Raw genomic sequence first — 17,819 nt, 5'->3', positions numbered from 1 at the left:
GAGTTTTTTGTTTTATACTAATTTTGTGATATGCAAGTAGATTATTTAATTGTTGGTTTAGGTTTAGCTGGTTTAGCTTTTACGAAAAAGTTAGAAGAAGAAAATAAATCTTTTATAGTTTTTGAAGATGATTCTCAAAATTCATCTAAAGTAGCTGGTGGCATGTACAATCCAGTAATTTTAAAAAGATTTACACCCGTTTGGGAAGCCGAAGATCAACTAAAAATAGCGTTACCTTTTTATAATGAGCTCGAAATCAAATTTCAAAAAAAATATGATTATAAAGTTGATATTTACAGAATATTTAAATCTATTGAAGAGCAAAATAATTGGTTTATAGCCGCCGATAAACCTTCTTTATCTAATTATATGAGCTCTAAAATTATTCATAAAAAGTTTAAAGGAGTGCTTTCAAATGCTGGTTTTGGTAAATTGACCAATACAGGTAGGATAGATACAAAAGAATTATTAAAAGACTATAGAACTTATTTAAACAATCAAAATAAACTTAAAGGTGAAAGCTTTATTTATTCTAATCTTGAGATAGCAAATAATGAAGTAGTATATAAAGAGATAAAAGCTTCAAAAATAGTTTTTTGTGAAGGTTTTGGACTCCAAAAAAATCCTTTTTTTAATTATTTGCCAATGCAAGAAGCTAAAGGAGAATTAATAATTATACATGCGCCTGAGTTAACAATAGATTTTTTAATTAAAGCAGCAGTTTTTGTAATGCCTTTAGGAAATAACTACTATAAAGTAGGAGCGACATTTAATTGGAAGGATAAAACAAAAAATCCAACGGAGGAAGGCAAACAAGAATTGATAACTAAATTAGATTCTTTTATAACCGTTCCTTATCAAATTGTTGAGCATATTGCAGGGATTAGGCCAACGATAAAAGACAGAAGACCTTTGGTAGGAAAACATCCAAAATATAAAAATTTAGCTATTCTAAATGGGTTAGGAACAAGAGGAGTTATGATTGCTCCAATTACCGCCAAAGCACTTTATAATTATTTAGAATATGATATTAAGTTGTCTACAGAAATTGATATTTCTAGGTTTCACTAGTGTTTAGTTTGGTAGAATTTGGTTTGTATTTTACAAATATATTTATCCAAATAATTCTAGATAATCTAATTGTAATTGGTATCGTTAAAATTAAAACAACAACTATAGGGAAGAAACTTTCTAACATTGTCATATCAAAAAACAAAGTAGCAATAACAAATGTAATAATTGCAAGTCCTACCGTTAAAGCATAATTTACATACATTGCGCCATAAAAAAATGAAGGTTCCATCATATATTTTAAACCACAATGAGCACATTTTTCATTCATTTTAAATGCTTTATGAAGTTTGAACATATTTTTTTCATTCATAAAATCTCCTTCGTGACATTGAGGACATTTATTAAATAAAATACTGTAAAGTTTACTTCCTTTTTTAATCATAACATTAATTAAAATTATAATAGATTTGCAAAGTTAAAATATTTTAATTCTTATAAGTAATAAATTATGTTAAACGCACACAACGTATCAATTTCATTTGGAGGCACAGAATTATTTTCAGAAATTACATTTAAGCTAGTTTCAGGAAATAGAGTTGGACTTATTGGAAAAAATGGTGCTGGAAAATCTACGTTGCTTAAAATAATTGCTCGTGAATTAGAATGTGATACGGGTACTATGGCGTTTGAAAAAAACACAAGTATTGGCTTTTTAAAACAGGATATAGATTTTACGTTTGGCAATACCATTTTAGAGGAAGCATATACAGCTTTTGTTGAAATAAAAAGTGTTGAAAAACAGTTAGAAGAAATAAATGTGCAACTTGCAGAGAGAACGGACTACGAATCTGAGTCTTACCATAATTTGTTACACGATTTAGATGATTTAACTCATAGGTATGAATTGCTAGGAGGATACAATTACCAAGGTGAAACTGAAAAGATTTTACAAGGATTAGGTTTTAAAAGAGAAGATTTTGGAAAACTTACCGAAACCTTTTCTGGAGGTTGGAGAATGAGAATTGAGTTGGCGAAGTTACTACTTCAAAAAAACGATATATTATTATTAGACGAACCAACAAACCATTTAGATATCGAATCGATAATTTGGTTAGAAAACTTTTTAAAATCTTACGCAAGAGCGGTGGTTTTAGTTTCGCATGATAAAATGTTTTTAGATAACGTAACCAATAGAACTATTGAAATTTCATTAGGTAAAATTTACGACTATAATAAACCTTATACTCAGTTTTTAGAATTGAGAAAAGATATAAAAGAGAAACAACTACAAGCACAGAAAAATCAGGAAAAAGAAATAAAACATACAGAACAACTCATTGAAAAATTCAGGTACAAAGCGTCTAAAGCTGCATTTGCACAATCCTTAATAAAAAAGTTGGAAAAAGTTGATCGAATAGAAGTTGATGGAGATGACCATGCAACATTAAATATTCGTTTCCCAATTTCAGTTCAACCAGGTAAAATTATTATTGAGGCAAAAGATTTAGCTAAAAACTATGGAAGTAATCAGGTGCTAGAAAATGTAGATTTGTTAATAGAACGTAATAGTAAAATTGCATTTGTTGGGCAAAACGGACAAGGAAAATCTACGTTGGCTAAAATGATTGTTGGGGAAATAGATTTTGATGGAGATATGAAGTTGGGTCACAATGTTCAAATCGGTTATTTTGCTCAAAATCAAGCTGAGTATTTGAATGGTGAAAAAACAGTTTTGGAAATCATGGAAGATGCATCATCAGATGCTAACAGAACTAAAGTTAGAGATATGCTAGGTTCCTTTTTGTTTAGTGGAGAAGATGTAGATAAAAAAGTTAAAGTTCTTTCGGGTGGTGAAAGAAATAGATTGGCTTTATGTAAAATGCTTTTAAATCCATTTAATGTATTGGTTATGGATGAACCAACCAATCATTTAGATATTGCATCAAAAAATGTTCTTAAGCAGGCGCTCAATAATTTTGAAGGCACCTTAATTTTAGTTTCACACGATCGTGATTTTTTACAAGGGTTAAGTAATAAAGTATATGAATTTAAAGACAAAGTAATAAAAGAGTATTTAGGAGATATTGATTATTATTTAGAACAATACAATTTAGAAGATTTTAGAGAAATTGAGAAAAGAACCGTTGAAAAGTCAGAAACTATTTCTAAAGGGAAGGATGCATATTTAGAGAATAAGCAAAGAGAAAAGGAGGCTAAACAATTAAAAAATAGATTAGCAAAAGTGGAAAAAAATATTGCAATTTTAGAAACTGATATTTTAAACTTAGATGCAGAAATTTTTGAAAATTCTGAACAAGTTACTTCTAATCCTGATTTTTTTAAGAATTATCAAGCTAAAAAAGATCAATTAGATGTATTAATGGAAGAGTGGGAAGATCTACAAATGAAGATTGAAGAATGCTCTTAGGAACTAAAAATAGTAGAATTCAACAAGTTCATTTTTCAGAAATAGCTGATAAAAAAGTGTCACTTTTTATAAAAAGGGAAGATGAATTGCATCCTTTTATTTCAGGGAATAAATATCGGAAACTTAAATACAATATTGAAGAAGCTCTAAAACAAAATAAAACTACTTTATTAACCTTTGGAGGTGCATATTCTAATCATATAGCCGCCACTGCTGCTGCAGGTTTTGAATATAAATTTAAAACTATTGGAATTATAAGAGGAGATGAACTAGCTCATAATTTAAATGAAATTCTTCAAAATAACCCAACGTTAAAGTTTGCATCAGAGCATCGAATGCAATTACATTTTGTATCTAGAAGCAGCTATAGAAATAAAACATCTAAAGTTTTTATTGATTCTTTAAAAAAAATGTTTGGTAATTTTTATTTAGTTCCTGAAGGAGGAACCAATAAATTTGCAGTCAGAGGTTGTGAAGAAATATTAAATGAAGAAGATACCAAATTTGATGTTATTTGTTCTGCTGTAGGTACTGGAGGAACAATTTCAGGTTTGATAAATTCTACTAAAAAATATCAAAAAGTAATCGGTTTTCCAGCTTTGAAAGGTGATTTTCTTCAAAATGAAATTAAAAAATATGTACTAAGAAATGATAATTGGAGTTTAAATACTAACTATCATTTTGGTGGTTATGCTAAAGTTTCAGTAGAATTAATTAATTTTATCAATAAATTTAAAGCAGAAACTGACATAGCATTGGATCCAGTTTATACTGGAAAAATGATTTTTGGACTAGTGGAAGAAATAAAAAAGGACTGTTTTCCAAATGGAACCAAAATTTTAGCAATACATACTGGTGGTTTGCAAGGAATTGATGGAATGAATATTTTTTTAAATAAAAAGAAAATGCCCCAAATACAATAATTATGAGATTTAAACATGTATTTTTTTGTTTGTTAACAATCTGTTTACTTGCAAGTTGTAAGTCTAAAAAAAGAATGGCTAAAGCTTCTAAAGTAAAGCAAAAAGAAGTTATCATTGAACAAAAGACGAGTAATCCAATTTCTAAAAGATCTCAAATTCAACCGACAATTAAGGATGCTACACTAGCTTATATTGAAAAATATAAACAAACCGCGATGGATGAAATGAAAATTTATAAAATACCAGCAAGTATTACCCTAGCACAAGGTATTTTAGAATCTTCAAGTGGGAAAAGTGAATTAACTAGAAAGTCTAACAATCATTTTGGTATAAAATGCCATAGAGGTTGGGAAGGCGACAAAACCTATCATGATGATGATGCTAAAGGAGAATGCTTTAGAGTATATAAAGATCCTAGTAAATCATTTAGAGATCATTCGTTATTTTTAAAACATAGATCTAGATATTCTAAATTATTTAAATACAATCAAGGAGATTATGTAGCCTGGGCAAAAGGGTTAAGTGAAGCTGGTTATGCAACAGATAGAAGGTACCCTGCAAAATTAATTGCACTAATTGAAAAATACGATCTACATAAATACGATACTCAAGTTTTGGGAACTGCTTTTAAAATTGATGAAGAAGTAAAAGAACGAATTGTTTTCAAAGAATCAAATAAAGAAATAGAAAATTTGGCAGAAGGGTTTCATAGAGTTAAAACTAAAGAAACATTATTTTCAATTTCAAAAAAATATGGACTTACCGTTAAAGAGCTTAAAAAACTTAATAAACTGAGGTCTAATAATTTATATGTTGGGCAAAAATTGCAAGTAGTAGATAATAAAACAATTGTAAACAAAAAACCTACTACCCATAATGTTAAGGAGGGAGATACCTTATATTCAATATCTAAAAAATATAATTTAACGATTCAAGAATTAAAAATATTAAACGGTTTAAATTCAAATAATATAAGTGTTGGTCAAACTTTATTAATAACAAAATAATTGCTTTTCTATTAAAATAATACATTATTTTAAAAAAACGAGTTGTTTTAACAACTCGTTTTTTCATTCTAACAATTAAGATTTAAAACTAACTAAAATCTATTTTTATGTTTTCTAAAGGAAGTCGTTTTTTTGTTTGATCTATTAGCTTTATTATTGAATTTTTTTGCAGTTCTAAATCTTTGAGTTTTACTAAATTTTTCCCATTTGCTAAATTGCTCTTTGTTTAAAATTTTTTTCATTTCAGCTTTAGTAGCTATCTGTCTATCTAATCTGTCTTGTTTATTTCTGAAACGTTCATCTGATGAAATTTTTGTTCCATTTTGTTTTTGAGCTCTAAATTCGGCTCTTTTTTGTTCTAACTCTTTAGCCTGTTTTAATTTTAATTCTAAAATAGCTTTTTGTTGACTTTCATTTAAATCTAAATTTAAAGCCATTCTTTTAACTTGTAATTCAGCTTTTTGTTCAGCGCTATAATTAGTTCTTTGCTGAGCTCTTTGGTTATAACCTTGTGCGTTAATATGAACTGAGAAAAGTAATGTTAGTGTAAGAAATCCTATTATTTTTTTCATGATAAATTATTTTTTTGTTATTTATGTCTTTTTGACTACATTAAATTTAAAAGGTTTAATTTGTTAACAATCATTAACATTAGTTAACAAAAGCTTTAGAAACTAGGTAATTTAAAGTTGTAGTAGAATCATTTTATTTAATGTACTTTTGCAAAATATGAAGATGAACAAACTTTCAGATTGGTTACCTACTACTAGCAAAGAGGTGAAGTTAAGAGGTTGGGAAGAATTAGATGTAATTCTTTTTAGCGGAGATGCCTATGTAGATCATCCGGCATTTGGCCATGCGGTAGTTGGTAGAATATTGGAAAGTTATGGTTTAAAAGTAGCGATTATTCCTCAACCAAGTGTACACGATAATTTGCAAGATTTTACAAAGTTAGGTAAGCCTAAGATGTTTTTTGCTGTTACAGGAGGTTGTATGGATCCTATGGTAAGTAATTATACAGCAAGTAAAAGAAGGAGAGATAAAGATGCTTACACACCAAATGGAGATAAAGGCTTTAGACCAGATTACGCTACCACAGTTTATACAAAAATTTTAAAGCAAAAGTTTCCAGATGTCCCTGTTTTAATTGGAGGGATTGAGGCTTCATTAAGAAGAGTTACACATTATGATTATTGGAGTGATACTTTAAAACCTACAATTTTAGAAGACTCTAAGGCAGATTTATTAGTGTATGGTATGGGTGAACAACCTTTACGAGAGATAGTTACTTTGCTTCAAAAAGGCGTGCCATTTTCAAGTTTAACCACAATTAAACAAACAGCTTTTCTATTAAATATAGGCGAAAATATTCCTAAAAACAAAAATTGGAATGATGTAACAATTCATTCTCACGAAGTTTGTTTAAAAGATAAAAAATTGTTCGCGTCTAATTTTAAGGTTATTGAACAAGAGTCAAATAAATTATTTGCTGATAGAATTTTTCAAGGGGTAGGAGATAAAACATTAGTTATAAATCCACCTTTTGAAACTATGACAGAAGCAGAAATAGATGCTTCGTTTGATTTGCCATTTACCCGTTTACCACATCCAAAATATAATAAAAGAGGAGCAATTCCTGCTTTTGAAATGATCAAATTTTCAATAAATATACATAGAGGTTGTTTTGGAGGATGTAGTTTTTGTACTATTTCTGCTCATCAAGGAAAATTTATTGCAAGTAGAAGTCAGGAATCTATTTTAAAAGAAGTTGATCAAGTAGCAAATATGCCAGATTTTAAAGGGTATTTGTCTGATATTGGAGGGCCTTCGGCAAATATGTATAAAATGAAAGGAAAAGTACAAGAAATTTGTGATAAATGTGTTTCACCATCTTGTATATCTCCTGTTATTTGTCATAATTTAGATACTTCACACAAACCTTTAACAGAATTGTATCAGGCTGTAGACAAGCATCCTAAAATAAAAAAATCGTTTATTGGTAGTGGAATAAGACATGATATGTTGGTTCCTGAATTTAATAAAAAAGCCGATCCAAAAGAGTTAGATGCTTATACAGAAGAAGTTATGACCAAGCATGTTTCAGGTAGGTTAAAAGTTGCACCAGAACACACTTCTGATCCTGTTTTAAAGTTAATGAGAAAACCATCATTTAGTTATTTTCATAAATTTAAAGAGCGCTTTGACAAAATAAATATTCGTAAAAAGCTTAATCTACAATTAATACCTTACTTTATATCTAACCACCCAGCTTGTGAAGTTGAAGATATGGCTAATTTGGCCGCTGAAACTAAAGATATGGGGTTTCAATTAGAGCAAGTTCAAGGGTTTACACCAACTCCAATGACGGTTGCAACTGTGATTTATTATAGTGGGTATCATCCATACACGTTAAAACCAACGAGAACACCAAAATCTAAAAAAGAAAAAGACGATCAACATCGATTTTTCTTTTGGTATAAAAAGGAAAATCAACAATGGATAAGAAACACCTTAACCAAAGTTGGCAGAACAGATTTATTAAATAAATTAATTCCTTCTACAGTATCTTGGAAAAAAAATAAGGAAGTTAAAGATACTTTTAATGATGCAGTACCTTTTACAAGTAGAAAAAAGAAGAAGTTTAATAAAAAAAGAAAAAGATAACGATAACTTAAAGAGTATTAGAAAATGAAAAAAATAACATTATTTTTTTTATTACTTTCAGCTACACTTATAGCACAAAAAAAAGTGAAAGTTGATTTAAGTAATCCAAATGCAACAATTTATACGCATTTGTATTTTTTACAACCAGATTCTTATCATCCTGAAAAAGCAGCAGCTGTTATTTATGATAAAGAAGGTGAAGATGCACAGAAAATTGCAATAAAATTAAAAAAAATATTGGATGGCAAAGGGTTAAAAGTTGACTTCTCCAAAGTTCCAACATCCAATACTTTTTCAGATACTACAGGTTTTAAACCAGGAAATAGATATGTGTTATTTCCTTATCAAATGCCAGAAATTTTTCTTGAAAAAATTGAGGGAAGTTGGTATTATTCACCTAATACAGTTGAGAAAGTTGATTTGCTTTATAAAAGTGTTTATCCTTGGTTTACTGAAACAATACAGCAAATTATTCCTGAATTTGGTCATAAAAAATTTTTAAAAATTGAATTATGGCAATATTTAGGAATTATCATTTTAGCATTGCTTTGTACAGCGTTGTTTTATGTATTGAAAAAAGTAGTTTATTTTACTTTGAGGAAAATTCAATATTGGATAGTTCATAAATCAAATGAAAAAATTAATGCTTCGTTAAAGAAATTAACCAGACCAATAGTATTGTTAATATTGAGCTGGTTTATTAAAGCACTATTGCCATCATTGCAACTTGATTTAGACATAAACACAGTTATATTTTTGGTTTTAAATATAATGGTTACTGTTTTTTGGATTTATGTTTTTTTAAAATTAGTCCAAGTAGTAATGAGTGTTTACGCAGATTATGCAGAATCAACGCATTATAAATTAGATGATCAATTGGCACCAATTTTAGATAATTTTTTGTCTGGAATAGTGGTTTTTATTGGAATATTAAAGTTATTAACTTTATTTGGAGTAGAACCATTTACAGTTATTGCAGGAGCTTCTATTGGAGGCTTAGCGGTTGCTTTGGCTTCACAAGACACTGTAAAAAATTTGATTGGAACGGTTATGATTTTTGTTGATAAACCTTTCCATATTGGTGATTGGATTGAAGCAGGCGAAGTAGTTGGCACTGTTGAAACCGTTGGTTTCAGATCTACTAGAGTTAGAGCTGCAGATACTTCAATTTATCAAATACCAAATAGTAGACTTTCTGAAATGGTAGTAAATAACAAAGGTTTAAGAGCATTTAGAAGATATACAACAAATTTAGGATTGCGTTATGATACTCCACCTGAATTAATCGAAGCTTTTGTAAAAGGTGTGCGTAAAATTATAGATCTTCATCCAGCAACCAGAAACGATGCGTTTAATGTTGAATTTACAGGATTTGGAGACTCAGCATTATTAATTCTTTTAAATGTATATTTTGTTGAATTAGATTGGAATAAAGAACAAGAATCAAAACATAGCTTACACATTAAAATTTTAAAATTAGCAAGTGAATTAGGGGTTGATTTTGCTTTTCCATCAACTACTGTTATGATAGAACAATTTCCAGAAAAAAAAGGATTGAATACTACATACAATCTTGAAAATGATAGAATTAATAGAGTGATAGATGATTTAGGTGAAAAATAAAAAAAAGAGCTTCTTATAAGAAGCTCTTTTTTTATGATTAATTTTCATTTTCCTCACTTTCAATATTTTCCAAAGTTTGATTTGTAGAGTTTGAATTTTTCATCCAATAGAAAGGTGGTTTTCTTTGGTTGTTATCATTTCCGAAGTTGAGTATGATAGAGAATTCGTGCGCCCCAGTATTGTAGTTGGATAGCTTAGAAGTAGTGGCATCATACGTATATCCAATTTTTAGATTATCGGTAAGTCTAATTTGAAAGAGCCCAGAGATGGATTCATCTATTCTATGCGAGATTCCAAACTCTAGTTTGTTTTCCCATAAAATAGAGGCAGATATATCAGTAGAAAGAGGGCTACCATTTACGGCTCTCATCATAAAAGAAGGTCTTAATTTAAAAGCATCGTTTAGATTAAAGACATAGCCAGAAGAGAGGTAAAAAATCATTTTTTCTGAAGCACTTGTTACGATAGCATTATTTTTATCATAATGTTTAGATTGAAGAATATTCACAGTAGATACACTGGCATACCATTTATCGGTATAATAAAAAACACCGGCTCCAATATTAGGATTAAATTCGTGGATATTTTCAGTAAATAATGGATCATTTTCCATCCCAAGCTTTAGCAAGTCTACATCTAAAAAACTTCCGCCTGCTTTTAACCCAAAAGCTAAAGTTGAGGATTCGGTAGGGTAAATAGCATATGAGAAATCAGCATACAGATGAGTTTCACTCAATACATACACTTTATCATTTACAATAGAGAGCCCAAGGCCTACATTTTTACCAGAAGGCCCGTGTAAAGAGAGGGATTGAGTTTCAGGACTTCCGGCTTCACCTGCCCATTGACTACGGATGTTAGCTGTAGCAGTAAACAATCCGTGACTACCAGAGTAGGCAGGATTGATTAAGCTAAAGTTATTGTAGTACTGGGTATATAAAGGATCTTGCTGAGCATTACTTTTTAGAAGTACTAAAAAAGCACTTACCATTACGAGTTTTTTTATTATATTTTTCATTTGATTTTTTTCTTAATAATTGATGTATATCCAACCTTTTACAACTTTACTACCTCCATTAATGCTCAATACATAAAAGTAAGGAGCCGCTGGTAATTTTTTCTTTTTGCCAGAAGCAATACCGTCCCAATAATTTTGATAGTTTTTAGATTCATAGACCAGATTCCCCCATCGGTTAAAAATTTGGATACTGTTATTAGGATATTTATGAAGCCCCGTAATGATAAACTCATCGTTGACTCCATCACCATTAGGAGAGAATCCTTGAGGAATTTCCAATTCGCTAGTATCACAAACATCTCCAATGCCATTTCTATCTATATCGGCCTGATTTGCATTAGAAGTCGTAGGACAATTATCAACAGTATTTTCCACACCATCTCCATCTATATCGTCATCGCAACTATCAGCAATAGCATCATTATCTAAATCATTAGCAGTAAAAGTAACCATTGCTATTTCTGAAGCAGTATTTCCATTAGTATCAACCACCGTTAAGGTAACAGTATAGTCAGTTAAAGTAGGACAAGAGAAAGAAGTTTGATCTAAACTTAAAGAAGCAATCCCACAAGCATCAAAACTACCATCGTTTATTTCTTCAGCAGAAATGGTTGCATTTCCATTATCATCTAGTTCAACAGAAATATTTTGAGTGATTACTATTGGGGCAGTTACATCAATAATGGTAACTACAGTAGTACAAGAGGAACTATTACCAGCAGCATCAGTTACCGTAAGAGTTACATTATTTTGACCAATATTAGAACAATCAAAAGAAGTAGTATCTATGGTTAAACTTTCAATGGCACAATTATCAGAAGAACCATTATCAATGTCCTCTACAGCAATAGAAGCATTTCCGGTCTCATCCAATTCAACAGTAAAAGGTGTTTTACAAACAGCGATAGGAACTACAGTATCTACAACAGTTACGGTAGCCGAACCATTGGTACTGTTTCCATTAGTATCAACCACGGTTAAAGTCACGGAGTTTTCACCAACAGAAGTACAATCAAAAGAAGTAGTATCTATGGTTAAACTTTCAATAGCACAATTATCAGAAGAACCATTATTTATCTGTTCAGCAACAATAGAAGCGGTTCCATTTTCGTCTAGTTCTACAGTAATATTTTGAGTAATTACAGTTGGAGCAGTAATGTCAACCACAGTTATCACAGCTTCAGCAGAAGCAGTGTTTCCATTTACATCTGTAGCAGTTAAGGTTACGGTATTTTCACCAACAGAAGTACAATTAAAAGTAGTAGTATCTAAAGTTAAACTTTCAATAGCACAATTATCAAAAGAGCCATTATCTATCTGTTTAGCAACAATAGAAGCGGTTCCATTTTCGTCTAGTTCTACAGTAATATTTTGAGTAATTACAGTTGGAGCAGTAATGTCAACCACAGTTATCACAGCTTCAGCAGAAGCAGTGTTTCCATTTACATCTGTAGCAGTTAAGGTTACGGTGTTTTCACCAACAGAAGTACAATCAAAAGAAGTAGTATCTATGGTTAAACTTTCAATAGCACAATTATCAGAAGAACCATTATCTATCTGTTCAGCAACAATAGAAGCTGTTCCATTTTCGTCTAGTTCTACAGTAATATTTTGAGTAATTACAGTTGGAGCAGTAATGTCAACCACAGTTATCACAGCTTCAGCAGAAGCAGTGTTTCCATTTACATCTGTAGCAGTTAAGGTTACGGTGTTTTCACCAACAGAAGTACAATCAAAAGTAGTAGTATCTATAGTTAAACTTTCAATAGCACAATTATCAAAAGAACCATTATCTATCTGTTCAGCAACAATAGAAGCTGTTCCATTTTCGTCTAGTTCTACAGTAATATTTTGAGTAATTACAGTTGGAGCAGTGGTGTCAACTACAGTTACGGTAGCATATGCAGCAGTTACGTTATCACTATGATCAACTACCAAAAGTTTAACTTCATTTTCTCCAATATTGGAACAATCGAATGATTGATTAGTAGGAAACAAGCTTAATAGTTTAATGCCACATGCATCATATGAACCATTATCAATAGCTTCTGCTGAAATAGAAGCGGTTCCGTTTTCATCCAATTGTATAGTAATGTCTTTAGTAAGTGCTATTGGTGCTTCAGTATCATTAACAGTAATATTAAAACTGCAAAAGGCAGTATTTCCAGAGCTGTCTGTTGCTTTAAAAGTATTTGTAGTAGTTCCAATAGGAAATTTACTACCACTTGGTAATCCAGCTGTTTGCTGAACAGCAATAGCTTCAGGGGGTGTTAATGAATATTTAAAATTAACTCTACTTATTGAACCTCCATTTTCAGTCCAAAATGTTCCTTGCGGAGCTGGACTATTACTGATTGGGTTTTGAGTACCAAATCTTTTTATCTCAACGGAATTCCCATCAATATTAATGTCTGAGTAATTTGAAGCATATGAGTTAATATTAGAATTACCACGTGTACCTAAGACACCAATAATATCACCTGCATTGATAGCGATGTTGACATTTATAAAATCGTTTCCAGTAATGTTATTAGACCAATGTAATAATTCACTATAGCTACTTGTTGATGACCAGGTAGAAGGTGGTTGTGAGAACCTCATTACCTGAATATTTTGATTGTCATTTGAAGCAGTATTTGGAACATTTAAAGCTGTTATATAAAAATCTACTGGAGCAATAAACCAATAACCTCTAGCATTACCAGAAAAACTTGATGTTTGAGGAGGGGACTCAGCTAAACTTTCATTTAAGAAGTAACAATTATCTGTGGCGGTAGGCATTTCAAAATTTACTATTGAGCTACACTCTCCAGTATCGTTTGTTACAACTATGTTAGTAGGACAATTTATTTTTGGAGGCTCATTATCATTAACAGTAATAATTGTGGTACAAGTTGCTGTTTGTCCGTTTCCGTCGTCAGCAGTCCAAGTGATTGTTGTATCTCCTTTTAGTAATACTTCTCCAGCTATGGTTGCTGTTCCGTTTAAATCATTAGTAATACTTCCATTTGTACAATTGTCTGTAAATGTAGCATCTAGTTCAGTTCCAACAATAGTGTAACTACAAGTATTAGGATCAATATTTCGTGTACTATTAGGAATACAAGTAATTACAGGATCTATATTATCTTCAATACTAACATTATCTGAAGCAGAATTAGTGCATCCATTTGTGTTAGTATACGTATATGTAATTGTTATTGGTATTGTACCATTTGTTGCAGGAGCAACAAAACTATAAGTTAACCCATTTCCATCATCTGTTACTCCAGTCCCACTATAAACTCCTCCAGTAGGGAGTCCACCACCAAGACCAGTTTGTGAAGAGCTAGGGCAGAAAGGACTTGAAGGAGCCGTAAAAGTAACTGTTGGTAAAGCGAAAACTTCTATATCATCAGAGGAGCTTACAGTACAACCGTTTGAGTTTGTATAGGTGTATGTTAAAGTATGTGTACCTACGCCAGCAATATTTGGGTTAAAACTATAAGTTGATCCATTTCCATCATCTGTCACTCCAGTTCCCGAATATATTCCACCACTTGGGCTTCCACCACCTAGTCCAGTTTGAGTTCCAACATTGATACATACATCGGAAGGAGCGGTAAAAGTCACTGTTGGTAAAGCAAAGATTTCTATATCATCAGAAGTGCTTACAGAACATCCGTTAGCATTTGTATATGTATAGGTTAATAAATTTATTCCAACACCAGCAATAGCAGGATTAAAGCTATAAGTTAATCCATTTCCATCATCGGTTACTCCAACACCTGAATATACTCCGCCACTTGGGCTTCCACCACCTAATCCTGTTTGTGTTACAACATTGGCACACAGGTCTCCTGGGGCTGTAAAAGTAACGGTTGGAAGGGCAAAAACTTCGATATTATCTGAAGCTGCATAACTACAATTATTTGCATTGGTATAAGTATAAGTTATTGAGTGTGTTCCAACACCAGCAGCATTAGGATTGAAACTGTATGTTAATCCATTTCCATCATCGGTTACTCCAGGACCTGAATAGATGCCACCTACAGGGTTTCCACCGCCTAATCCAGTTTGTATATTTGTATTTAAGCATAAATCTGTTGGAGCTGTATAGGTAACGCTTGCAGCTAAATTATCTTCAATAGTTACTTGAGCAATACAAGTATCACTATTTCCGGCAGCGTCCGTTACAGTTAATGTAACGTTAATTGGAGTTGCACTAACATCAGAACAAGTAAAAGTATTAGGACTAACACTCATTGATGCTATTCCAATATTATCAGATGAACCGTCGTTTACATCTGAAGCAGTAATTGTTACTGTTCCTGAAGTTCCTATTTGAGCTGTAAATGCTTTACAAACAGCAGTAGGAGGAGTGGTATCTACAATATTTAAAATAGTAAATGGTACTGTTGATAAATCCTGATTGGTTTGTGCATAAATCCAGTTTGTAATGTCTTCAAAGTTAGCTTGATCTACAAGTATATTTCTTTTTGTAGGGTCAAACTCTGTTCTGTTTGGTTGTGTAGTAGGAAATCCATCAATTACTAATGCACTTAAATAAATTCCAGAAGGATCTTCTAAACTTGGTATTGTTCCTCCTGAACTCCCAGAGCTTCCATTTCCTGTATAAATAACTGCATAAATATCAATTACACCATTAGTGGGGTCATTGTCATTATCTTCATATGCATAAAATGTTTCTCCAGATGTTGCGGGTGAAAAATTTCCAGATATTAAAGAAATACTTCCACAAGCAGCTCCTGAATTTCCATCACAATTAATTGAAAATGTATCAGGAGAAGTTTCTTTAATTACAATTACATCACCTTTAGGAATTACTGTAGAAGGAGATGTATAAGATAAAACAGCATCTCCAGAATCAAACAATAATGTGTTTTTGTTAAATGAGTTTTCAGTAAAATAAATTGTTGTGTTAGCTGGAATATCTTTAGCGGCAACAAAAGAAAATCCATCAGGATCTGTATGATTAATTCCAGTTATGGCAACAAGAGGATTTGAATTACTAGTGTCGTCGTTATTAATATATCCTATAGCTTCATTTGGAGAGCCTCCGTCGTAACCTGTACCTGAAGTTATTGTTAATTTTACAGTCTCTTGGATTTCAACATCAGTATCTGTTACAGGTGTAATTGTTATAGCTACTGAATTGGTTCCGTTTGCAATTGTTGCTGTTCCATTAGTTGCGTTAAATGTTGTAGCGCCTGCAACTGTATAATCTGAAGTTAAGGTAGCCGTACCTGTAACATCAAAATTGATAACGATATCACTTGTTGCATTAGCACTTAGAGAAAATGTATAAACCATTCCAGTTCCTAAATCTTCAATTACTGTTGAAGGGGAATTAGTTAAAGTTAGTACTGGGTTAGGAGAACCTGTTGAAATAATAATATTATTAAAAGGTACAGTTGAAAGATCTTGATTGGTTTGGGCATGCAACCAGTTTGAAGTATTTTGAAAATTAGCATGATCAACAGTTATGTTCCTTTTGGACGGATCATATTCTGTTCTATTTGGGGCTACAGGTGCAAATCCATCAACTAAAACTGAGCCAACATAAACACTAGTGGGGTCTTCAATAGAAGGAATAGTACCTCCTGAAGTACTAGTATTTCCTGTATATAAAACAGCTTGTATGTTTGTTATTTCATTGGTGGGATCATTATCCGTATCCGTATAAGCACTTAACGTTTCTCCATTAGTGGCTAAAGAAAAGCTGCCTGCCTGTAATATTACAGAGCCGCAATTTCCACTATTACAATAGGTTGTGAATGAATTTGTACTGGTTTCTTTTACAACAATAACTTCTCCTCTTAAAACACCTCCGGCTGGTGCTGTCCAAGAAGCTACAAATTCGCCAGAGTTAAAAGTAAGAGTTGAATTACTGAACTCATTATCAGTGAAATAAAAGATTGTCCCTGCAGTAATATCTTCTAAAGCTACAAATGAGAATCCTTCAGTAGTATCGTTATTGACTCCAGTAATAGCTATTGAAGGAGTGATTGTAATTGAGTCATCATTTACAATTGTAGCAGTTGCAATGCTTGGGCTTCCAGCATCATAACCACTGCCAGCTGTTAAAGTAATTATGATATCTTCATCAGGTTCTAAAGTAGAATCACCTGTTGGTGTAATTGTTATTGTTTTTGAGTTGGTTCCACTAGCAATTACAGCGGTTCCAGTTGAAGCATTAAAAGTAGTAGCTCCAGATTGAGTATAATCAGTATTTAAAATTGCAGATCCACTAACTGAAAAATTTATAGTTGTATTTGTAGTTGCATTCGTATTTAAAGAAAAAGTGTAAGTAAATGATGAGCCACTATTTTCATTTAATGAAGTTGGAGAAACAGTTATAGTTGCTATTGGGTTTGCTCCAGATAAATTTAAATTTGTAAAAGGTACAATAGATAAATCTTGACTAGAAACGTTCCATAAATAATTGGTTGGGTTTTCAAGTGATGTTTTACTTACAGCATCTCTTAAAGAAGCAGGATTGAATTTGTATTCCACTCTATCGGGTCCAATATTAATATCTCCATCATCAGGAAATCCATCTACTACTATAGCATTAGGATGGTCTCCTCCCTGTGTAGGATTTTCATTAGCTGGGATAGTTCCTCCATTTTGACCAGGAGCTTGTCCTGAACCTGTAAATAGTACGGCATAAATTTCTCCAATTCCATTAATAGGATTGTCATCAGTATCAGTATATGCATAAATGCTATCTCCATTAGTAGCCAATTGAAAACTTTCAGTTGCTGCAGGAAATGTTGCAGTTCCACAAGCTCCTCCTCCGGAACAACTAACAGTAAATACATCGGTTGATGTGCCTGTTTCATCAACAAAAATGACCGTTCCTTTACTAATAATTGAAGTTGTAGTAAAAACAACTACTCCTTCACCTGTTGCAGCTCCGTTAAAGGTAAAAACGTTTGCAGTTGCATCGTATTCATTTGAAGTAAAATAAATTACTTCTCCTGAAGGCAAATCTTCCAAAGCAACAAAACTAAAACCATCAGTATTTGGAGATGATGAGTTATGATTGATACCAATAACTGCAACTTTTTGAGAAAATCCATGAGTTATTCCTATAAAAAGAACAACCATTAATGTAATAAAAGTATTTTTTTTCATAA

Annotated in this window: 10 protein-coding genes; 6 read left to right on the top strand and 4 right to left on the bottom strand. The window is 31.7% G+C overall.

From position 1 onward, the window contains the following. Positions 1 to 30 precede the first annotated feature (30 nt). Entirely contained in the window at positions 31 to 1,071 is a 1,041-nt protein-coding gene (locus Q0714_RS06135) for an FAD-binding oxidoreductase (protein ID WP_298263541.1), read from the top strand. On the opposite strand, the gene Q0714_RS06130 is transcribed toward Q0714_RS06135, so the two are convergent. Further along, entirely contained in the window at positions 1,058 to 1,456 is a 399-nt protein-coding gene (locus tag Q0714_RS06130) for a DUF983 domain-containing protein (protein WP_298263539.1), read from the bottom strand. The two genes, Q0714_RS06135 and Q0714_RS06130, sit on opposite strands and share 14 nt — an antisense overlap. A 66-nt stretch (positions 1,457 to 1,522) precedes the next feature. On the opposite strand from Q0714_RS06130, the gene Q0714_RS06125 reads away from it, so the two are divergent. The 3 genes from Q0714_RS06125 to Q0714_RS06115 all read left to right on the top strand — a co-directional run bounded on the left by Q0714_RS06125 (position 1,523) and on the right by Q0714_RS06115 (position 5,372). After that, positions 1,523 to 3,442 (top strand): ABC-F family ATP-binding cassette domain-containing protein, encoded by a 1,920-nt coding sequence (locus Q0714_RS06125; RefSeq protein ID WP_298263538.1) that lies wholly within the window; start codon positions 1,523 to 1,525, stop codon positions 3,440 to 3,442. Beyond that, positions 3,433 to 4,365, top strand: coding sequence for a 1-aminocyclopropane-1-carboxylate deaminase/D-cysteine desulfhydrase (locus tag Q0714_RS06120; RefSeq protein WP_298263536.1), 933 nt, complete (start codon positions 3,433 to 3,435; stop codon positions 4,363 to 4,365). The genes Q0714_RS06125 and Q0714_RS06120 overlap by 10 nt, the downstream gene beginning before the upstream one ends. 74 nt (positions 4,366 to 4,439) lie before the next feature. Continuing rightward, entirely contained in the window at positions 4,440 to 5,372 is a 933-nt protein-coding gene (locus Q0714_RS06115) for a glucosaminidase domain-containing protein (RefSeq protein WP_367181321.1), read from the top strand. A gap of 92 nt (positions 5,373 to 5,464) precedes the next feature. On the opposite strand, the gene Q0714_RS06105 is transcribed toward Q0714_RS06115, so the two are convergent. After that, positions 5,465 to 5,944, bottom strand: coding sequence for a hypothetical protein (locus tag Q0714_RS06105; RefSeq protein ID WP_298263534.1), 480 nt, complete (start codon positions 5,942 to 5,944; stop codon positions 5,465 to 5,467). Positions 5,945 to 6,101: 157 nt separating this feature from the next. On the opposite strand from Q0714_RS06105, the gene Q0714_RS06100 reads away from it, so the two are divergent. After that, positions 6,102 to 8,036, top strand: coding sequence for a YgiQ family radical SAM protein (locus tag Q0714_RS06100; RefSeq protein ID WP_298263533.1), 1,935 nt, complete (start codon positions 6,102 to 6,104; stop codon positions 8,034 to 8,036). A 24-nt stretch (positions 8,037 to 8,060) separates the two neighbouring features. Then, on the top strand, positions 8,061 to 9,659 hold the full coding sequence (locus tag Q0714_RS06095; protein ID WP_298263531.1) for a mechanosensitive ion channel family protein: 1,599 nt from the start codon (positions 8,061 to 8,063) through the stop codon (positions 9,657 to 9,659). Between the two features lie 37 nt (positions 9,660 to 9,696). Here the strand turns inward: Q0714_RS06095 and Q0714_RS06090 are convergent, their stop codons facing one another. Both Q0714_RS06090 and Q0714_RS06085 read right to left on the bottom strand, forming a co-directional pair. Further along, on the bottom strand, positions 9,697 to 10,677 hold the full coding sequence (locus Q0714_RS06090) for a type IX secretion system membrane protein PorP/SprF (protein ID WP_298263529.1): 981 nt from the start codon (positions 10,675 to 10,677) through the stop codon (positions 9,697 to 9,699). A 12-nt stretch (positions 10,678 to 10,689) separates the two neighbouring features. Beyond that, complete coding sequence (locus Q0714_RS06085; RefSeq protein ID WP_298263527.1) at positions 10,690 to 17,817, bottom strand: gliding motility-associated C-terminal domain-containing protein; 7,128 nt, start codon at positions 17,815 to 17,817, stop codon at positions 10,690 to 10,692. Between the last annotated feature and the right edge of the window lie 2 nt (positions 17,818 to 17,819).

The sequence above is a fragment of the uncultured Lutibacter sp. genome (assembly GCF_947493565.1).
Classification (GTDB): Bacteria; Bacteroidota; Bacteroidia; order Flavobacteriales; family Flavobacteriaceae; genus Lutibacter; species Lutibacter aestuarii.
Note: the sequence above shows the minus strand (reverse complement) of the source record. Positions and strands in the feature narration are given on the sequence as shown.